Origin of the sequence: Serratia sp. CY33802, from assembly GCF_052169095.1 — a bacterium.
In the GTDB taxonomy this organism is placed as follows: domain Bacteria; phylum Pseudomonadota; class Gammaproteobacteria; order Enterobacterales; family Enterobacteriaceae; genus Serratia; species Serratia bockelmannii.
Map to the genome: position 1 here is coordinate 163,218 of NZ_JBJNLL010000009.1, position 17,480 is coordinate 180,697.

General features: G+C 60.9%; 16 protein-coding genes. 8 read left to right on the forward strand and 8 right to left on the reverse strand.

Annotated features, from left to right (window positions below):
- Positions 1 to 2 precede the first annotated feature (2 nt).
- From aroB to trpS, 6 genes are all read left to right on the forward strand, one after another.
- On the forward strand, positions 3 to 1,103 hold the full coding sequence (aroB, locus tag ACJ8HA_RS21605; protein ID WP_025304538.1) for a 3-dehydroquinate synthase: 1,101 nt from the start codon (positions 3 to 5) through the stop codon (positions 1,101 to 1,103).
- Positions 1,104 to 1,259: 156 nt separating this feature from the next.
- A complete protein-coding gene (locus tag ACJ8HA_RS21610) occupies positions 1,260 to 2,273 on the forward strand; it encodes an SPOR domain-containing protein (protein WP_025304537.1) in 1,014 nt (337 codons plus the stop codon).
- Between the two features lie 84 nt (positions 2,274 to 2,357).
- A complete protein-coding gene (dam, locus tag ACJ8HA_RS21615) occupies positions 2,358 to 3,170 on the forward strand; it encodes an adenine-specific DNA-methyltransferase (RefSeq protein WP_025304536.1) in 813 nt (270 codons plus the stop codon).
- Between the two features lie 50 nt (positions 3,171 to 3,220).
- The gene (gene rpe, locus ACJ8HA_RS21620) at positions 3,221 to 3,898 is read left to right on the forward strand and encodes a ribulose-phosphate 3-epimerase (protein WP_004930320.1); all 678 of its coding nucleotides are present in this window, start codon (positions 3,221 to 3,223) and stop codon (positions 3,896 to 3,898) included.
- On the forward strand, positions 3,891 to 4,589 hold the full coding sequence (locus tag ACJ8HA_RS21625; RefSeq protein ID WP_043138894.1) for a phosphoglycolate phosphatase: 699 nt from the start codon (positions 3,891 to 3,893) through the stop codon (positions 4,587 to 4,589). Before rpe ends, ACJ8HA_RS21625 begins: the two co-directional genes overlap by 8 nt.
- 2 nt (positions 4,590 to 4,591) lie before the next feature.
- A complete protein-coding gene (gene trpS / locus ACJ8HA_RS21630; RefSeq protein ID WP_025304534.1) occupies positions 4,592 to 5,599 on the forward strand; it encodes a tryptophan--tRNA ligase in 1,008 nt (335 codons plus the stop codon).
- Between the two features lie 51 nt (positions 5,600 to 5,650).
- Here the strand turns inward: trpS and cysG are convergent, their stop codons facing one another.
- The 4 genes from cysG to nirB are packed head-to-tail and all read right to left on the reverse strand — an operon-like array spanning position 5,651 to position 10,795.
- The gene (cysG, locus tag ACJ8HA_RS21635) at positions 5,651 to 7,054 is read right to left on the reverse strand and encodes a siroheme synthase CysG (protein WP_197813158.1); all 1,404 of its coding nucleotides are present in this window, start codon (positions 7,052 to 7,054) and stop codon (positions 5,651 to 5,653) included.
- 51 nt (positions 7,055 to 7,105) lie between these two features.
- On the reverse strand, positions 7,106 to 7,906 hold the full coding sequence (gene nirC / locus ACJ8HA_RS21640) for a nitrite transporter NirC (RefSeq protein ID WP_043138885.1): 801 nt from the start codon (positions 7,904 to 7,906) through the stop codon (positions 7,106 to 7,108).
- A gap of 16 nt (positions 7,907 to 7,922) precedes the next feature.
- Positions 7,923 to 8,249, reverse strand: a complete 327-nt coding sequence (nirD, locus tag ACJ8HA_RS21645; RefSeq protein WP_038878129.1) for a nitrite reductase small subunit NirD — start codon at positions 8,247 to 8,249, stop codon at positions 7,923 to 7,925.
- Positions 8,246 to 10,795, reverse strand: coding sequence for a nitrite reductase large subunit NirB (gene nirB / locus ACJ8HA_RS21650; protein ID WP_164100019.1), 2,550 nt, complete (start codon positions 10,793 to 10,795; stop codon positions 8,246 to 8,248). Before nirB ends, nirD begins: the two co-directional genes overlap by 4 nt.
- A gap of 303 nt (positions 10,796 to 11,098) precedes the next feature.
- Between nirB and ACJ8HA_RS21655 the strand changes: the two genes are divergently transcribed.
- Complete coding sequence (locus tag ACJ8HA_RS21655; protein WP_275585106.1) at positions 11,099 to 12,367, forward strand: cytosine deaminase; 1,269 nt, start codon at positions 11,099 to 11,101, stop codon at positions 12,365 to 12,367.
- A gap of 54 nt (positions 12,368 to 12,421) precedes the next feature.
- Here the strand turns inward: ACJ8HA_RS21655 and tsgA are convergent, their stop codons facing one another.
- The 4 genes from tsgA to ACJ8HA_RS21675 form a co-directional block, all read right to left on the reverse strand.
- Positions 12,422 to 13,606 (reverse strand): MFS transporter TsgA, encoded by a 1,185-nt coding sequence (gene tsgA, locus ACJ8HA_RS21660; protein ID WP_025304528.1) that lies wholly within the window; start codon positions 13,604 to 13,606, stop codon positions 12,422 to 12,424.
- A gap of 191 nt (positions 13,607 to 13,797) precedes the next feature.
- A complete protein-coding gene (locus ACJ8HA_RS21665) occupies positions 13,798 to 14,778 on the reverse strand; it encodes a LacI family DNA-binding transcriptional regulator (RefSeq protein WP_049294942.1) in 981 nt (326 codons plus the stop codon).
- Positions 14,779 to 14,848: 70 nt separating this feature from the next.
- Entirely contained in the window at positions 14,849 to 16,156 is a 1,308-nt protein-coding gene (locus tag ACJ8HA_RS21670) for a 6-phospho-beta-glucosidase (protein ID WP_025304526.1), read from the reverse strand.
- Positions 16,153 to 16,491: a PTS lactose/cellobiose transporter subunit IIA gene (locus ACJ8HA_RS21675; RefSeq protein ID WP_025304525.1), complete on the reverse strand. Its 339-nt coding sequence runs from the start codon at positions 16,489 to 16,491 to the stop codon at positions 16,153 to 16,155. The genes ACJ8HA_RS21670 and ACJ8HA_RS21675 overlap by 4 nt, the downstream gene beginning before the upstream one ends.
- A 353-nt stretch (positions 16,492 to 16,844) precedes the next feature.
- On the opposite strand from ACJ8HA_RS21675, the gene ppiA reads away from it, so the two are divergent.
- On the forward strand, positions 16,845 to 17,414 hold the full coding sequence (gene ppiA / locus ACJ8HA_RS21680; protein WP_049294941.1) for a peptidylprolyl isomerase A: 570 nt from the start codon (positions 16,845 to 16,847) through the stop codon (positions 17,412 to 17,414).
- Positions 17,415 to 17,480 lie beyond the last annotated feature (66 nt).

Here is a 17,480-nt window from a genome sequence, read left to right on the forward strand (position 1 = left end):
ACATGGAGAGAATTACTGTAACGCTTGGGGAGCGTAGCTACCCGATTACCATTGCCGCCGGATTGTTTAACGATCCGGCTTCTTTTATGCCGTTAAAGGCGGGTGAGCAAGCGATGTTGGTCACCAACCAGACCCTGGCGCCGCTCTATCTCGAGCGTGTCCGGCAGGTGCTGGAGCAGAGCGGCGTCGTGGTGGATCAGGTGATTCTTCCCGATGGTGAGCAGTACAAATCTCTGGCGGTGTTGGAGCAGGTGTTTTCGGCGCTGCTCGAAAAACCGCACGGTCGCGATACCACGCTGATCGCCCTCGGTGGCGGCGTTGTCGGCGATCTGACCGGTTTTGCCGCCGCGTGTTACCAACGCGGCGTGCGCTTCATTCAGGTTCCCACCACGCTGTTGTCGCAGGTGGACTCCTCCGTAGGCGGCAAGACCGCCGTCAACCACCCGCTCGGCAAAAACATGATCGGCGCTTTCTATCAACCCGCTTCGGTGGTGGTTGATCTGGATTGCCTGAAAACGTTGCCGACGCGCGAACTCTCTTCCGGCCTGGCCGAAGTCATCAAGTACGGGATCATCCTCGATCGCGAGTTCTTCGTCTGGTTGGAAAATAACATCGATGCGCTGATGGCGTTGGATATGCAGGCGTTGGCCTACTGTATCCGCCGCTGCTGCGAACTGAAGGCCGAGGTGGTGGCCGCCGACGAACGCGAAAGCGGTCTGCGCGCCCTGCTGAATCTGGGCCATACTTACGGTCATGCTATCGAAGCCGAGATGGGCTACGGCGTGTGGCTGCACGGTGAAGCGGTGGCTGCAGGCATGGTGATGGCGGCGGAAACCGCGCACCGTCTCGGCCAGTTCTCTGTTGAAGACATCGAACGTATCAAAGCGCTGCTGCTGCGCGCCGGCTTGCCGGTCTGCGGGCCGCAGGAAATGACGCCGGAATCCTATCTGCCGCACATGTTGCGTGACAAGAAAGTGCTGGCGGGTGAACTGCGTCTGGTGCTGCCGACCATGATCGGTGCGGCGGAAGTGCGCGGCGGCGTAGGGCATGAGCTGGTGCTGGCGTCGATCGCCGCCTGCTTGCCTGAGCAGCAGCGTAATTAAATCGGACTAAGTAACAGTGGCTTAGCCGCCATTTGCATCTATATTAATACAGTGAGCAGAGCACGACGGGTGTCGCTTTGCCATCATCGGGTTAATCTGCCCGTGCCACGGTAGGTCTACGGTGGTGGGCTTTTGCCTCTAGTTGGAGGGTTTCAGATGGACGAGTTTAAACCGGAAGACGATCTCAGACCTGATAGCAGCGATCGTCGTCCTACGCGTTCGCGCAAGCCGGCCGCCGCGCCGCGCTTCGCCGTTTCGCGCCAGCATTTGATGATTGGCATCGGCATTTTGGTGCTGTTGCTGCTGATTATCGGCATCGGTTCCGCCCTGAAGGCGCCAACCAAACATGAAGCGGCTCAGGAGAGCGGCGCGCAAAACGGCGCGGCCCGCGATATCAACCTGTCCGGTTCTTCGTCGCTGACCACCGCCAATAACGGCGTGCCGGGCGGCACGACGGATACCCACGATAACAACGGCGTGAGCGCGACTCAGCCGCAGCAACCGCAGAACGTCAGCGTTCCGCCGATCTCCGGCACACCGACCGAAGCGCAAACGCAGCCTCAGCAGGGCGGCGCGCAGCAGCGCGTCGATTTGCCGGGCAACATGGCGGATGCGCTGTCGCAGCAGCAGGGGCAGGTGGATGCCGCGACTCAAGGCATGACCGGCGCAGCGTCGACGCTGCCGACCGCACCGGCGACGGTGATGAGCGGCGCCGCGGCGCGCGAAGCGACGCGTCCTGTGCAGGGCACCGCACCGCAACAGCATAAAACGCCGGCGAAAACCGCCGCCACCAAACCGACCGCGACGCAGCATAAATCACCGACCACGGTGTATACGCCGCCGGCCAAGCCGTCTTCCACCGCGAAAGCGGGAGCGGTCGCCAGCAGCGGCAGTTCACTGCAGTCTGCGCCGGGCAGCAACTATACCTTGCAGCTGAGCAGCGCTTCGCGTTCCGACACGCTGAACGCCTACGCCAAACAGCAGAAGCTGCAGAACTACCTGGTGTACGCCACCAAGCGTGACGGCAAACCGTGGTACGTGCTGGTGAGCGGCAACTATGCGTCTTCTGCGGAAGCGAAGCGCGCCATTGCTTCGTTGCCGGCGGATGTGCAGGCGAAAAAACCGTGGGTCCGACCTGTACACCAAGTGCAGCAAGATCTTAAAAAATAAATCATTTAAATTTGTGCGCTGATGTGCTGTCTGAAACAGAGTACAATCCGCCGCTCTGAATTGTATAAGTAGCTAATTGACGGCATGAAGAAAAACCGCGCTTTTTTAAAATGGGCTGGTGGAAAATACCCGCTGGTAGATGAGATTCGTCGCCATCTGCCGGCGGGAGACTGCTTAATCGAGCCCTTCGTGGGTGCGGGATCCGTCTTTCTGAATACGGATTACGACGCCTACATTCTCGCCGACATCAATAGCGATCTTATCAACCTGTATAACATCGTTAAGCTGCGCACGGATGACTTCGTGCGCGATGCCCGCACGCTTTTCGCCGATGAATTCAATAACTCGGATCAGTTTTACCTGCTGCGAGAAGAGTTCAATACTAGCACCGAGCCTTACCGCCGGGCGCTGCTGTTCCTGTACCTGAACCGTCACTGCTATAACGGCCTGTGTCGCTATAACCTGCGCGGCGAGTTCAACGTGCCGTTTGGCCGGTACAAGAAACCGTACTTCCCGGAAGAAGAGCTCTACTGGTTTGCCGAAAAATCGCGCAATGCCACTTTTGTCTGCGAGCATTACCGCGATACCATGGCGAAGGCCGTGGCCGGTGCCGTGGTGTATTGCGATCCGCCTTATGCGCCGCTGTCGGCGACGGCGAATTTCACCGCTTACCACACCAACAGCTTCAGCATCGCCGATCAGCAGAGCCTGGCGCAACTGGCGCACCAGCTCTCGGTAGAGAGCCAGGTACCGGTATTGATCTCCAATCACGATACCGAGCTGACGCGCGACTGGTACCAGAATGCTGCGCTGTATGTGGTGAAAGCGCGCCGCACAATCAGCCGCAACATTCTCGGCCGCAGCAAAGTGAACGAGCTTTTGGCGCTGTATCGCTAAGCCGGGGCACCCCGGCGCATAACAACTCGACCCTACGTTTGGAGAAGCGGATGAAAAAGTTTTTGATTGCCCCGTCCATTCTGTCGGCAGATTTTGCCCGGTTAGGTGAAGATACCGCTAACGTGCTGGCTGCAGGCGGCGACGTGGTGCACTTCGACGTGATGGATAACCACTACGTGCCCAATCTGACCATCGGTCCGATGGTGTGCGAAGCGCTGCGCAACTACGGCATTACTGCGCCGATTGACGTGCACCTGATGGTCAAGCCGGTGGACCGCATCGTGCCTGATTTCGCCAAGGCAGGCGCGTCTTATATCTCTTTCCACCCTGAAGCTTCCGAGCATGTCGATCGCACCATTCAGCTAATTAAAGAGCACGGCTGTAAAGCCGGCCTGGTGTTCAACCCGGCGACGCCGCTGAGCTACCTCGATTACGTGATGGATAAAATCGACGTGATCCTGCTGATGTCGGTCAACCCGGGCTTCGGCGGCCAATCGTTCATCCACGGTACTCTGGACAAGCTGCGCCAGGTGCGCAAATTGATCGACGACAGTGGTCGCGATATCCGCCTGGAAGTCGACGGCGGTGTGAAGGTGGATAACATCGCTGAAATCGCCGCCGCGGGCGCCGATATGTTCGTCGCCGGTTCCGCCATCTTTGGCCAGCCGGACTACCGCAAGGTGATCGACGAGATGCGCAGCGAGCTGGCGAAGGTTACCCATGGCTGATTTCGGCGCGATCCGCGCATTGGCCTTCGATCTGGACGGCACGCTGGTCGACAGCGCGCCGGGTCTGGCGGCGGCCATCGATATGGCGCTGGAAGAGACGGGCCTGCCGCAAGCGGGTGAGGAACGGGTCGGCACCTGGATCGGCAACGGCGCCGACGTGCTGGTGCAACGCGCGCTGCGCTGGGCGGAAGCGGAAGGCACGCCGGCGCAGTGCAGCCGGCTGCGTGAGCGTTTCGACCATTTCTACGCGCAGACCGTTGACAGCGGCAGCCGCCTGTTCCCGCAGGTGCAAGAGACGCTGGTCCGCCTGGCCGCACACGGTTACCCGATGGCGCTGGTGACTAACAAGCCGACGCCGTTCGTGGCGCCGCTGCTGGCATCGTTGGGCATTGGCGATTATTTCTCGCTGGTGATCGGCGGCGACGACGTGACGGAAAAGAAACCGCACCCGGCACCGCTGTACCTGGTGCTCGGCAAGCTTGGGCTGCGCGCGCATGAACTGCTGTTCGTTGGCGACTCGCGCAACGATATTCAAGCCGCACAGGGCGCCGGTTGCCCGAGCGTCGGCTTTACCTACGGTTATAACTACGGTGAATCGATCGCCCTGAGCCACCCCGATCGGGTGTTGGAGCGCTTCGCCGATTTGTTGCCCGCTCTTGGGCTGTCATCTTTAGAGAATCAGGAAATTTAAACATGAGTAAGCCCATCGTATTTAGCGGCGCGCAGCCGTCCGGCGAACTGACCATCGGCAACTACATGGGTGCGCTGCGTCAGTGGGTGCAGATGCAGGACGACTACGACTGCATCTACTGCATCGTCGATCTGCATGCCATCACCGTTCGCCAGGACGCCGAGAAGCTGCGCAAGGCCACGCTGGATACGCTGGCGCTGTACCTGGCCTGCGGTATCGATCCGGAAAAAAGCACCATCTTCGTGCAGTCGCACGTGCCTGAGCACACGCAGCTGAGCTGGGTGCTGAACTGCTACACCTATTTCGGTGAACTGAGCCGCATGACGCAGTTCAAGGACAAATCCGCGCGCTACGCCGAGAACATCAACGCTGGGTTGTTCAGCTATCCGGTGCTGATGGCGGCGGATATTCTGCTGTATCAAACCAACCAGGTGCCGGTGGGCGAAGACCAGAAACAACACCTGGAGCTGAGCCGCGACGTGGGCCAGCGTTTCAACGCGCTGTACGGCGACGTGTTCAAAGTGCCGGAGCCGTTTATTCCTAAATCCGGCGCGCGCGTGATGTCGCTGCAGGAACCGACCAAGAAGATGTCCAAGTCGGACGACAACCGCAACAACGTGATCGGCCTGCTGGAAGATCCGAAAGCGGTGACCAAGAAGATCAAACGCGCAATGACCGACTCGGAAGAGCCGCCTGTCGTGCGTTACGACGTGGTTAACAAAGCGGGCGTCTCCAACCTGCTGGATATCCTCGCCGGTGTGACCGGCAAGAGCATTGCGCAGTTGGAAGCCGAGTTCGAAGGCCAGATGTACGGCCACCTGAAAGGCGCGGTGGCGGAAGCCGTCTCCGGCATGCTGGGTGAGCTGCAGGAGCGCTACCATCGCTTCCGCAACGATGAAGCCTACCTGCAGCAGGTGATGCGCGACGGCGCCGCCAAAGCCCGCGCACGCGCGCAGGAAACCCTGGCGAAGGTCTATCAGGCTGTCGGTTTCGTACCGCCGCAGGCATAACGCCGGCGCAAATAGAAAAAGCGGCCACAGGCCGCTTTTTTTACGTCGGTCTTACGCCATTTGCGCCAGGCTGGCAGGCGATTCTTCGCTGGCGAACCAATTGAGCTTGCTGCGCAGACTGACCACGCTGCCGACGATGATCAGGCTGGGGCTGGTGGCCTGAAGGGACAAGGCGCCCAGTTGGCGGAGCTCCCCTTCGATCACCCGTTGGCGGCAAGAGGTGCCGTTTTCCACCAGTGCCACCGGCGTGGCGGCTGGCAACCCGTTAGCGATCAGCTGGCGCTGGATTTCAGCCGCTTGCGACAGCCCCATATAGAACACCAGCGTCTGTTGCCCGGCGGCCAGCGTCACCCAGTCCAATCCGCCGTCGGCCTTGGCGTGGCCGGTCACCAGGCGCACGCTCTGCGCATGGTCGCGGTGGGTAAGCGGGATACCGCTGTAGGCGGAACAGCCGGAGGCGGCGGTAATGCCCGGCACCACCGAGAACGGCACGTTGGCGTCCGCCAGCGTTTCCAGCTCTTCGCCGCCGCGGCCGAAGATAAAGGGATCGCCCCCTTTCAGGCGCACCACGCGTTTGCCTTGCTGCGCCTGCTGCAGCAGGATTTGATTGATCTGCTCCTGCGGCACGCAGTGGTGGCCGGCGCATTTGCCGACGAAGATACGCTCGGCGTCGCGGCGCACCAGCGTCATGATCTCTTCGGAGACCAGCCGGTCGTAAACCACCACGTCGGCCTGCTGGATTTGTTGCAGCCCTTTCAGCGTAAGCAGGCCGGCATCGCCCGGCCCGGCGCCCACCAGAACCACTTCACCGCGATCTGCCGGCTGTTCGCTGAACAGCTGCTCGAGCTGGCGTTCAGCCAGCGCGGCGTCGTCGTTGGCCAGCGACTGCGCCAGCCGATCGTGAGCGAACAACCGTTCCCAGAAGCGCCGACGCGCGCCGAGGCTGCTGAAGCGTTGTTTTACCCGCTGCCGCAGCGAGCCGCCCAGTTGGGCCAGCTTGCCGAGGTGCTGTGGCAGCATCGCTTCCAGCTTCTCGCGCAGCAGCCGCGCCAACACCGGCGCTTTGCCGCCGGAGGACACCGCGACCATGATCGGCGAACGGTCGATAATCGACGGCATGATAAAGCTGGCGCGTTTCGGATCGTCCACCACGTTGCAGAACACCCGCTGCTGGTTGGCGCACTGATACACCCGTGCGTTGACCTCTAGCCGGTCGGTAGCGGCGATCACCAGCCATTTTTCCACCAGCAGGGCCGGGCTGAATTCGCCTTCGGCCAGCGTCAACCGGCCTTCTGCCGCCCACTGGCGGAACTGCGGGGTGAAGTCTACGGCGTTGACGGTCAGCGCCGCACCGGCGTCCAGCAGCAGGCGCGCCTTGCGTTCGGCGATCTCGCCGCCGCCGACCAGCAGGCAGGCTTTGTGTTGCAGTTGGCAGAAAATCGGCAGGTAGTCCATCGGCACTCCTCGGGGGTAATCAGTGTGGGGGCGAAATGCGCCCCCGAAAACTCAGGCGGTCTGACGTACGGCGGCTTTCGCCGCCTGCGGGCGTTCGGCGCGCGGCGTGGCGTACCAATACCCCAGACCCATTAGCACCGAGCCGGACAGGATGTTGCCCAGCGTCACCCACAGCAGGTTGTGGCCGATGCCGGCGAGGGTGTAGGCCTCGCTGTGGTTGCCGAACCAGGAGAGGGCAAACAGCGTCATGTTGGCGACGGAGTGTTCGTAACCCGAGGCGATAAAGGCCAGCAGACACCACCAAATGGCGATGAACTTGGCGGCGCCTTCTACGCGGATCGCCATCCAGATCGCCAGGCAAACCAGCCAGTTGCACAGCACGCCCTTGAAGAACAGCACCTCGGCCGGCGCGGTGGTTTTTGCCAATGCGGCGCTGTGCACCAGACTGGTATCCACTGGCAGCAGGCTACCGCCGCCGTAGTAATACATCAGCGCCACCAGCACCGAGCCGAGCAGGTTGCCGAACCAGGTTTGCGGCAGCACTGCCCACATCTGGCTTTGGCGGATGGTGCCGGCCTTGACGCCGAGCGTCAGGAACATCGTATGGCCGGTGAACAGTTCGGAACCGGCGATGATCACCAGCGTCAGCGCGATGCCGAAGGTGGCGCCCATCACCAGCGGCCGCACGCTTGGGTCGGCCAGGTTGCCGAGGGTGAAGATCAGGATGATGCCGAGGCCGACGTAGGCGCCCGCCATCGCCGAGCTGATCCAGAAGCCGAGCGGGCTCTCCTTCGCCAGGCGGACGATGCGCGCCGCGTTGGCGGCGCATTTGTTGATCGTGTCGGTAAACATGTTGCCTCCCGAAAGGTTATGCCGCGACTTGCACGATGCCGTCGACCACCCGGCTGGTGAAGCTGGCGACGGAACGGCTGTCATCTTCCAGACAGTGTCCGTCGTACAGGCGGAAATGCTGTTTCTTCAGCGGGCTGGCGACCCACAGTTCGCCTTGATGCTCGGCGATCAGCCCGCGTGACAGCACGCTGGCCTGGGCGAACGGGTCGATATTGCTGATGGCGAACACCTGTTCGTCGGCATAGGGGCGGAACACCGCCACCTGCCGATCGCCGATCAGGGCGCACACGCCGGTGCCGGGCAGAATGTCGGCGACGGGACAAACGGTAATCCACTGGCTCATGCGTGGCTCTCCTCGGTATCGATCAGGGTGACGGGAATGCGCTCATCAGGGCGCGCCGGGCGGTGCTGGTCGCGTTCGGCCACTACCTGCACATTCGGATCGCGCAGCGGGCTGTTGATGAAGTGAGCGAAGCGAAGCTGCGTTTCCGGATGCTCGACGGTCTCTTTCCACTCGCAGACCACCGCGTCGCGCAGGCGGGCGATCTCCGCTTCCAACTGCTCGTTGATGCCGAGCTTATCGTCGACGATCACCTTGCGCAGGTAATCGATGCCACCTTCCAGGCTCTCCAGCCATACCGAGGTACGCTGCAGCTTATCGGCGGTGCGGATATAGAACATCATGAAGCGGTCGAGGTAGCGCACCAGGGTCTCGCGATCGAGATCGGCGGCCAGCAGGTCGGCGTGGCGCGGTTTCATGCCGCCGTTGCCGCAGACGTACAGGTTCCAGCCGTTCTCGGTGGCAATGATGCCGACGTCCTTACCCTGCGCCTCGGCGCATTCGCGGGTACATCCCGAGACGCCGAACTTCATTTTGTGCGGGGTGCGGATACCTTTGTAGCGATGTTCCAGCGTGACGCCGAAGCCGACGCTGTCGCCGACGCCGTAGCGGCACCAGGTGCTGCCGACGCAGGTTTTCGCCATGCGTAGCGCCTTGGCGTACGCGTGGCCGGTTTCAAAGCCGGCGGCGAGCAGCTTGCTCCAGATGGCCGGCAGATCGTCTTTCTGCGCCCCGAACATGCCGATACGCTGCGAGCCGGTCATTTTGGTGTAGAGGTTGTACTCCTTGGCGATCTGGCCGATGGCCAGCAGGCCGTCCGGGGTGATTTCGCCGCCGGCGGAGCGCGGGATCACCGAGTAGGTGCCGTCTTTTTGGATATTGCCGAGGAAGTTGTCGTTGGTATCCTGCAGCGGCGTATGCTGCGGCTTGAGGATGTACTCGTTCCAGCATGAGGCCAGCAGCGAGCCGACGGTCGGTTTACACACTTCGCAGCCGTAGCCTTTGCCGTATTTGGCCAGCAATGCCTCGAACGACTTGATGCCTTCGACGCGGATCAGGTGGAACAGCTCCTGGCGTGAATAGGCGAAGTGTTCGCACAGGTGGTGGTTGACCTCGATGCCTTGCTTGCTCAGCTCGGCGTTCAGTACCTGGGTGAGCAGCGGGATGCAGCCGCCGCAGCCGGTGCCGGCCTTGGTTTCGGCCTTCAGCGCCGCCACGGTGTGGCAGCCTTTGTTGACCGCCTGGATGATGTCACCTTTGCTGACGTCGAAGCAGGAGCAGATCTGCGCGCTTTCCGGCAGCGAATCCACGCCGATGGCTGGTTTGCTGCCCGCATGGGCCGGCAGGATCAGGCCGTCCGGGTTCTCCGGCAGCTCGATGCCGTTCAACGCCAGCTGCAGCAGGTTGCCGTAGTCGCTGGTGTCGCCCACCAGCACTGCGCCGAGCAGGGTTTTATTGTCGGCGCTGACCACGATGCGTTTGTAGACTTCTTTGCTTTCATCCAGATAAACGTAGCTGCGGGCGCCTTCGGTGCGGCCGTGTGCATCGCCGATGCCGCCGACGTCCACGCCCAGCAGCTTCAGCTTGGCGCTCATGTCGGCGCCCTGGAAGCCATTTTTGCGGCCCAGCAGGCGATCGACGGCCACCTGCGCCATTTTGTACCCCGGGGCCACCAGACCGAAGGTGCGATCGCGCCAGGCGGCGCACTCACCGATGGCGTACACGTCCGGATCCGACGTCTGGCAGCTGTCGTTGATGGCGATGCCGCCGCGGCGGCCGATCTCCAGCCCGCACTGGCGCGCCAGCTTGTCCTGAGCGCGGATGCCGGTGGAGAACACGATGAAATCCACTTCCAGCAGGCTGCCGTCGGCGAAATGCATGGTTTTGCGCGCCGTGCCGCCGCCGTTGACGATCTCCTGGGTATTTTTGCCGGTGTGTACCTTGACGCCCATGCGCTCGATCTTACGGCGCAGCTGGTCACCGCCCATCGGGTCGAGCTGTTCGGCCATCAGCATCGGAGCGAACTCGATCACGTGCGTTTCCACCCCCAGGCTTTTCAGCGCGCCGGCGGCTTCCAGCCCCAACAGCCCGCCGCCGACCACCGCGCCGCGTTTGCTGCGGCGCGCGCAGGCTTCGATGGCATTCAGGTCTTCGATGGTGCGGTAAACGAAGCAGTCCTGGCTATCCGAGCCTTTAATCGGCGGGATCCACGGATAGGAACCGGTGGCCATGATTAGCTTGTCGTAATAGACGGTGCGGCCGGTGTTGGAGTGGATCACCTTCTCGTCACGATTGATGGTGATAGCGCGTTCGCCGACCAGTACCTTTACGCCGTGTTTTTCGTAAAAGCCTTCGCGCACCAGCGACAGCTCTTCGGCGGTATGGTGAGAGAAGTAGGAAGAGAGGTGCACGCGATCGTAAGCGATACGCGGCTCTTCGCAAAATACGGTGATTTCGAACTGGTCTTTGTCTGCTTTATCCAACAGATCTTCGATGAACCGGTGGCCGACCATGCCATTGCCGACGACGGCAAGTTTGACTCTGCTCATTATTGCCTCAAAATTCTGGTTTCCTAGGGTTACCTTATCCCTCCCGATGAGCAATTTATTGATGCAAATCAATCACACTCCCATATACCTCCAATGTGGTATATAAATGATTTTTCACGTTTTTTGATAAGTTGCGGATTTTATTCATCTTTAGCTGAAGCGAGTCAGTTTGCAGGTAAATTACCCCGCAGGGAGTAAACGCAAGGGGTAGGCATGGCACGGCGACTTTGTCAGCGCGATCCGCTGCCAGTATGATGAAGAAAACCAGCGCAACGGCAGAGGTGAAGGGTGGCGAAACGTCCATTGAAGTTTATCGACAACCTGCGTTTAAGCGGGCATGAAGGATTGTGGCAACTGGCAATCGAGCAGGGGCGCATCGCGCATCTGGTGCCACAGCCGGAAGGACAGGAGTGGCGCAGCGACGTGCTGGATGCGCAGGGCGGGTTGGCGTTGCCGGCGTTCGTCGAACCGCATATCCACCTGGATACCACGCAGACCGCCGGTCAGCCGGCCTGGAACCAGTCCGGCACGCTGTTCGAGGGCATTGAGCGCTGGGCTGAACGCAAAGCGCTGCTGACTCATGAAGACGTCAAACAGCGCGCCTGGCAAACGCTTAAGTGGCAGATCGCCAACGGCGTGCAGTATGTGCGCACCCACGTCGACGTTTCCGATCCCACGCTGACCGCGCTGCGCGCCATGCTGGAGGTGAAGCAGGAAGTGGCGCCTTGGGTGACGCTGCAGATTGTCGCCTTCCCGCAGGAGGGGATCCTTTCCTACCCCAACGGCGAAGCGTTGCTTGAAGAAGCGTTGCGGCTTGGGGCCGACGTGGTGGGCGCCATTCCGCACTTCGAATTCACCCGCGAGTACGGCGTGGAGTCGCTGCATAAGGCGTTCGCGCTGGCGCAAAAATACGATCGGCTGGTGGACGTGCACTGCGATGAAATCGACGACGAGCAATCGCGCTTCGTCGAGACCGTGGCGGCGCTGGCACTGAAGCTGGAGATAGGAGCGAAAGTCACCGCCAGCCACACCACGGCGATGCACTCTTACAACGGCGCTTACGCCTCGCGGCTGTTCCGTCTGTTGAAGATGTCCGGCATCAACTTCGTCGCCAATCCGCTGGTGAACATTCACCTGCAGGGCCGTTTCGACAGTTACCCGAAACGGCGCGGCGTGACCCGAGTGAAGGAGATGCTGGAGGCGGAGATCAACGTCTGTTTCGGCCATGACGACGTGTTCGATCCTTGGTACCCGCTCGGCACCGCCAACATGCTGCAGGTGCTGCACATGGGGCTGCACGTGTGCCAGCTGATGGGCTATGGCCAAATCGACGACGGACTGAAGCTGATCACCCACCATAGCGCGCGCACGCTTAACCTGAGCGACTACGGCCTGGCGGCCGGCAACAGCGCCAACCTGGTGATCCTGCCGGCGGAAAGCGGCTTCGACGCGGTGCGTCGCCAGACGCCGGTGCGTTATTCGATTCGCCAGGGTGCGGTGATCGCCGAAACGCGGCCGGCGGAAACCACGCTGCATTTGCAGCAGGAGGAGACGGTGGATTTTCGGCGCTAAGGCGCAAAAAAAGGGCGCCTTGCGGGCGCCCTTGATGTATTTGATGCGAAGAAATCAGTGCGTCACGTGACCGTGGCTGCGGTGCTTGGTCACGAAGCCCAGCAGCAGACACATCACGAACACCGCCAGATACAGGCCGTTAGCGGTGGTCAGCGCCGCATGTGCGCCGCCTTTCGCCACGATCGGGCCGGTGACCACGAAGGTCAGCATGGTGCCGATGGTACCGCAGGTCAGGATAAAGTTGACCAGCTTCGGCGAGGAGACCTTGGTCTGCAGCGAGCCGAGGGTGATCAGCGTGGTGTAGATGGCGCTGGAAACGAAGCCCAGGGCCATGATGTAGTAGCCCAGGTGCTCCGGATTGTCGGTGCTGACGAACAGGTACATCGCGCCGGTGGCCAGCGCGGCCAGCACGGTAACGATGCGCTGCAGATCGAAGAAGCGCAGGATGAAGCTGAACACCCACATGCCGACCATGTATGAGGTCCAGAAGTCGCTCACCAGCTTACCGGCCTGGCCGATGTCCATGTTGAACGACTTGGTGGCGTACTCAGGTACCCACTGAATGAAGCCCAACTGGCCGAGGATGTAGCACAGCGCGGCGATCGACAGGAACAGCACGCCGATGCCCCATTTTTCTTTCTCGACTGGTTGACCGGCATCGGCGCCTTTCTTGCCCAGCACCGGGAAGTCGGAGCACAGGGTCAGCACGAAGATCCCCACGTACAGCAGGCCGATGCAGGCATAAACCCAGTACCAGCCGATATGGCGGGCCAGCAGCATCGCGGCGACGATCGGGAAGATCATCCCGGCCATGCTGAAGAAGGAATCGGTGAACAACAGGCGCGAACCGCGCTGGCGGCCGGCATACATGTGGGTGATCAGGAAGGTGCCGATCGACATGGTGATGCCGCTCACCACGCCGAGGATAAACATGCACAGCGAGAACATGGTCAGGCTCTTGCCGAGCATCAGCCCTGCGACCGCCAGCACCATCAGGACAAAGCCGAAGATCAACTGACGCTTCAGCGGGATGATTTCCATCAGCCAGGCATTGAGGAAGATCGAAATCAAAATACCGGCGTTGAGGAAAGTAAAGGTGTTACTCATGCTGGAAACCGGCAGATTAAAGTACTCTGCAATGTTTCCCATCACCATCCCTGTGACGATCACTAAAGCACCGGTCAGCGCGTACGAAAAGAAGCTGATCCAGGTAAGCCGTATGCGGTTACTGTCATTCATTGTATAGGCCTGAATATGTCTGTTAGAGGTTTTAAAGCTGGCATAAGGCCGCTGGCTTTTCCTGGCAAACGCAGAAAAAAGTCCCGATCAGGCCACCAGGGGGCGGATCCTAGCACAGACAACGGGATTTTTTGTGATGGCTGTCGATTTTTTGATGCAACCCATGAAGGGATGATACGCATTATTGTGATCTATTTGCGTACCGTCACAATGGAATCACGGTTGATGATCGTCGGCTCAAACCGGTGCGCCGGGGTGGCAGGGTCGATCAGCCTGCGCGCCGCGTATTGGGCCATTTCGCTGATGGGAAAATGTACGCTGCTCAACGCCGGGCGCACGAAAGGTGCGCGTTCGCCGCTGTCGTAACAGATCAAGGAGATATCCTGCGGTACCCGCAGGCGGTGCTCGTTGATCGCCAGCAGCGCGCCGATCGCCATCTCTTCGTTGCAGCAGTAGATGGCGCTGGGCCGTGCGGTTTGCTGCAGCAGATGATCGGCGCAGCGGTAACCGCTTTCCAGATCGTAGACGCCCTCCAGACAGGCTACCGGCTCGATATTCGCCGCCTGCATCGCCTCTTCAAATCCTTGCAGCCGCAGGCGGCTCGACGGGCGCTCGCGCGGGCCGCTGATGCAGGCGATGCGCCGGTGCCCGGCGTCGAGTAACTGCTGCGTCGCCATGCGGCTGGCAAGCGGGTGATCGAAGGTGACGCAGCGGTCTTCCAGCCCCGGCACCAGACGATCGAGCAACACGAAATCACGTTGCTCCGCCGCCAGCTGGCGCAGCCGATCGTCGCTGAGAAAACGCACGTGCAGGATCACGCCGTCGCAGCGCAGGCTGAACAGCCGCTGCACCGCCTGCCATTCGTTTTCGGCACTGTTGCGGCCCTGGGTCACCAGCAGCTGCTTGCCGTGGGATTCGGCCTCGGTCTGCACGAAGTCCATCAGCGCGCCGAAGAAGCCACCGCGGTACGACGTCGTGACCAACCCGAGGGTATTGCTGTGGCTGGAGGCGAGCGCACGGGCCGCCGGGTTGGGGGTATAACCGAGCTGGGCGACGGCGCGTTCAACCTTCTCGCGGGTCGGCGCCTTGACGTTGCTGTCGCCGTTCACTACCCGCGATACGGTGGCGCGCGATACGCCCGCCAGCGCCGCGACATCTTCCAGTGTCACCATCGTCCAACTCCTGATTACGGCTAAAAAAATGGGTTCGGCGTGCCGAACCCCTGTCATACCGCGCCGGCGCTTACCTGAACTGCGGCAAGTACGGCGCGTTTATCGTCAACACCTCGTCCAGCAACGGCTGTGCCAGGTTGGCGTTGCCCACCAGCGGGTTGGCGATCAGCGCCAGCAAGCCGCTGCGGCGATCGCCGTGCACTGCCGCCTCGATGGTCAGGCGCTCGTAGGCTTTTACCTGCTGCGTCAGCGCCTGCATCGGTTCCGACAGCGGGCCGAACGTCAGCGGATGCGCGCCCTGGGCATCGACGATACAGTTGATTTCTATCACAGCATCGTCCGGCAGGCCATGGATTGCGCCGCGGTTTGCGGTGTTGACCACTAATTGCGTGCCGAGATTATTATGGATAGCACGGATCAGCTCCAGCGCAACTTCGGAATAGAAAGAACCGCCGCGGAAGCTGAGTTGCTCCGGTTTACTGTTCAACTGCGGATCGGCATACAGCTCGAACAGCTCTTTTTCTACCTGCATCACCTGCTCGGCGCGGGTGCCGCGCTCGCCGGCGGCAGCCATCTCTTCCGCCAGCATCTCGCGGGTCTGGTAAAAATAGCGGTGGTACGGGCAGGGGATGGCGCCGAGCGCGCGCAGGAAGTCCGGCTGCCAGGGCTCTTCCTTGATGTTGTTCATGGTCAGCGCCGCGCCGTCGCACAGCATGTCGATCACGTTGCCGGTGACGTCGCGCCCCTGCTGCGTGACCTGATGCACCCAGACCATGTGATTCAAACCGGCGAACCGCAGCTGCACGTCGGCGTAAGGCGCCTGCAGCATGTTGGCGATCATGTGATGCATGCTGATCGGTACGTTACACAGGCCGATGATCTTCGCTTTGGTAAAGCGGGACACCGCCTCGGTGACGATGCCGGCCGGGTTGGTGAAGTTGATGATCCAGGCGTCCGGCGCCAGCTTTTCCACCCGACGGGCGATATCCAGCATCACCGGAATGGTGCGCAGCGCCTTGGCGAAGCCGCCGACGCCGGTGGTCTCCTGGCCGAGCAGCTGGTATTTCAGGCCCAGCCGTTCATCGGCGGCGCGCGCCGGCAGTTGCCCGACGCGGAACTGGGTCAGCACGAAAGCGGCGCCGTGAATGGCGTCGTCCAGCGCGAAGTGCACGCTGACCTTCACCTGTTCCAGCCCGTGGCGCGCCAGCATGCGGCGGGTCAGGGCGGCGATGGTTTCCACTTTTTGGCGGCCTGGCTCGACGTCCACCAGCGCCAGTTCGGTGACCGGCAGCTCATCGATGCGTTGGATCAGCCCATCGACCAGTTCGGGAGTGTAGCTGCTGCCACCGCCAATCACCGCGATTTTGAGCGTGTTCATGAGCGGCCCTCCGTCTGTGACTGACGGCGATAGAGCTCGATCATGTCGTCGGCCAGATCCTGGATGACCATGGCGTTCATCAGATGATCCTGCGCATGCACGGTGATCAGGTTGATCGCCAGCTTGCCGCAGCCTTCGTCCAGGCCGATCAGCTCGGTCTGGATCAGGTGCGCCTTCTTCACCCACTCTTTGGATTCGACCATGTGTTTGGCCGCGGCGGCGAAGTCACCGGCGCGCGCTTGCCGCAACGCCATCAACGCATTACTGCGCGCGCTGCCGGAGAACACCAGCAGTTCCATGATGGTGCTTTCAAACTCGGGGCTGACTTCAGTCATCAATTCACTCACGTCATTTCTCCAGGGGTTGCGCGGCTACGCCGCCGTGGGATACCTCAGTATCCGTTCTTTTTATAATGAGAGCGCTCTCATTTATATAGGGTAACGGCAACGGGTGTGCAAACTGGGAGGTAGATCGCAAAAAACGCCCCGGGGCGGCGCTGGGCAAAAAATGCGTGACGCGGTTGGCAAAAAAGCCTTCTGCGCCCATACTTTCCGCAGCAAAATTCAGGGCCGCCTAGGATATGTCCCGTAATTGGGTAAATATAGGTAAATGGCTGGTACTTGCCGATACAGCTCTTTAGAATCAAAGCGCTTTTCCGTTGTTTGTCTCTCAGAGAAAGGACCCGTTAATGTTCAAACGTACTTTAGTGACCTTCGTCGCGCTGTGTTCCCTGACAGCGATGGCGCCAGCGGCGCTCGCCGCCGGTGAAGCCCACGTCATGCTGACCACCTCGGCAGGGAATATCGAGTTGGCGCTCGACAGTCAGAAGGCACCGGTTTCCACCCAGAATTTCGTCGATTACGTGAACAGCGGGTACTACAACAACACCATTTTCCATCGCGTGATCCCGGGCTTTATGGTTCAGGGCGGCGGTTTCACCGCTGACATGCAGCAGAAATCCACCAAGGCGCCAATCAAGAACGAAGCCGACAACGGCTTGCGCAACCTGCGCGGCACCATTTCGATGGCGCGCACCGCCGACAAGGACAGCGCCACCAGCCAGTTCTTCCTGAACGTGGCGGATAACGCCTTCCTGGATCACGGCCAGCGCGATTTCGGCTACGCCGTGTTCGGCAAAGTGGTGAAAGGCATGGACGTCGTGGACAAGATCGCTCAGGTGCCGACCGGTAACGTCGGCCCTTACCAGAATGTGCCGACCAAACCGGTGGTGATTCTGTCGGCCAAGGTGTTGCCGTAAGTTTTTTGGCCGATCCCGCCGGGGTCGGCCGTCCTTCCTCACGAAGCCTTGCCTTCATCACTGTTT

Bases quoted from the DNA above. Each gene is read 5' to 3' on its own strand.
- aroB (WP_025304538.1), top strand. From the start codon at position 3: ATGGAGAGAATTACTGTAACGCTTGGGGAGCGTAGCTACCCGATTACC.
- ACJ8HA_RS21610 (WP_025304537.1), top strand. From the start codon at position 1,260: ATGGACGAGTTTAAACCGGAAGACGATCTCAGACCTGATAGCAGCGAT.
- dam (WP_025304536.1), top strand. From the start codon at position 2,358: ATGAAGAAAAACCGCGCTTTTTTAAAATGGGCTGGTGGAAAATACCCG.
- rpe (WP_004930320.1), top strand. From the start codon at position 3,221: ATGAAAAAGTTTTTGATTGCCCCGTCCATTCTGTCGGCAGATTTTGCC.
- ACJ8HA_RS21625 (WP_043138894.1), top strand. From the start codon at position 3,891: ATGGCTGATTTCGGCGCGATCCGCGCATTGGCCTTCGATCTGGACGGC.
- trpS (WP_025304534.1), top strand. From the start codon at position 4,592: ATGAGTAAGCCCATCGTATTTAGCGGCGCGCAGCCGTCCGGCGAACTG.
- cysG (WP_197813158.1), bottom strand. From the start codon at position 7,054: ATGGACTACCTGCCGATTTTCTGCCAACTGCAACACAAAGCCTGCCTG.
- nirC (WP_043138885.1), bottom strand. From the start codon at position 7,906: ATGTTTACCGACACGATCAACAAATGCGCCGCCAACGCGGCGCGCATC.
- nirD (WP_038878129.1), bottom strand. From the start codon at position 8,249: ATGAGCCAGTGGATTACCGTTTGTCCCGTCGCCGACATTCTGCCCGGC.
- nirB (WP_164100019.1), bottom strand. From the start codon at position 10,795: ATGAGCAGAGTCAAACTTGCCGTCGTCGGCAATGGCATGGTCGGCCAC.
- tsgA (WP_025304528.1), bottom strand. From the start codon at position 13,606: ATGAATGACAGTAACCGCATACGGCTTACCTGGATCAGCTTCTTTTCG.
- ACJ8HA_RS21665 (WP_049294942.1), bottom strand. From the start codon at position 14,778: ATGGTGACACTGGAAGATGTCGCGGCGCTGGCGGGCGTATCGCGCGCC.
- ACJ8HA_RS21670 (WP_025304526.1), bottom strand. From the start codon at position 16,156: ATGAACACGCTCAAAATCGCGGTGATTGGCGGTGGCAGCAGCTACACT.
- ACJ8HA_RS21675 (WP_025304525.1), bottom strand. From the start codon at position 16,491: ATGACTGAAGTCAGCCCCGAGTTTGAAAGCACCATCATGGAACTGCTG.
- ppiA (WP_049294941.1), top strand. From the start codon at position 16,845: ATGTTCAAACGTACTTTAGTGACCTTCGTCGCGCTGTGTTCCCTGACA.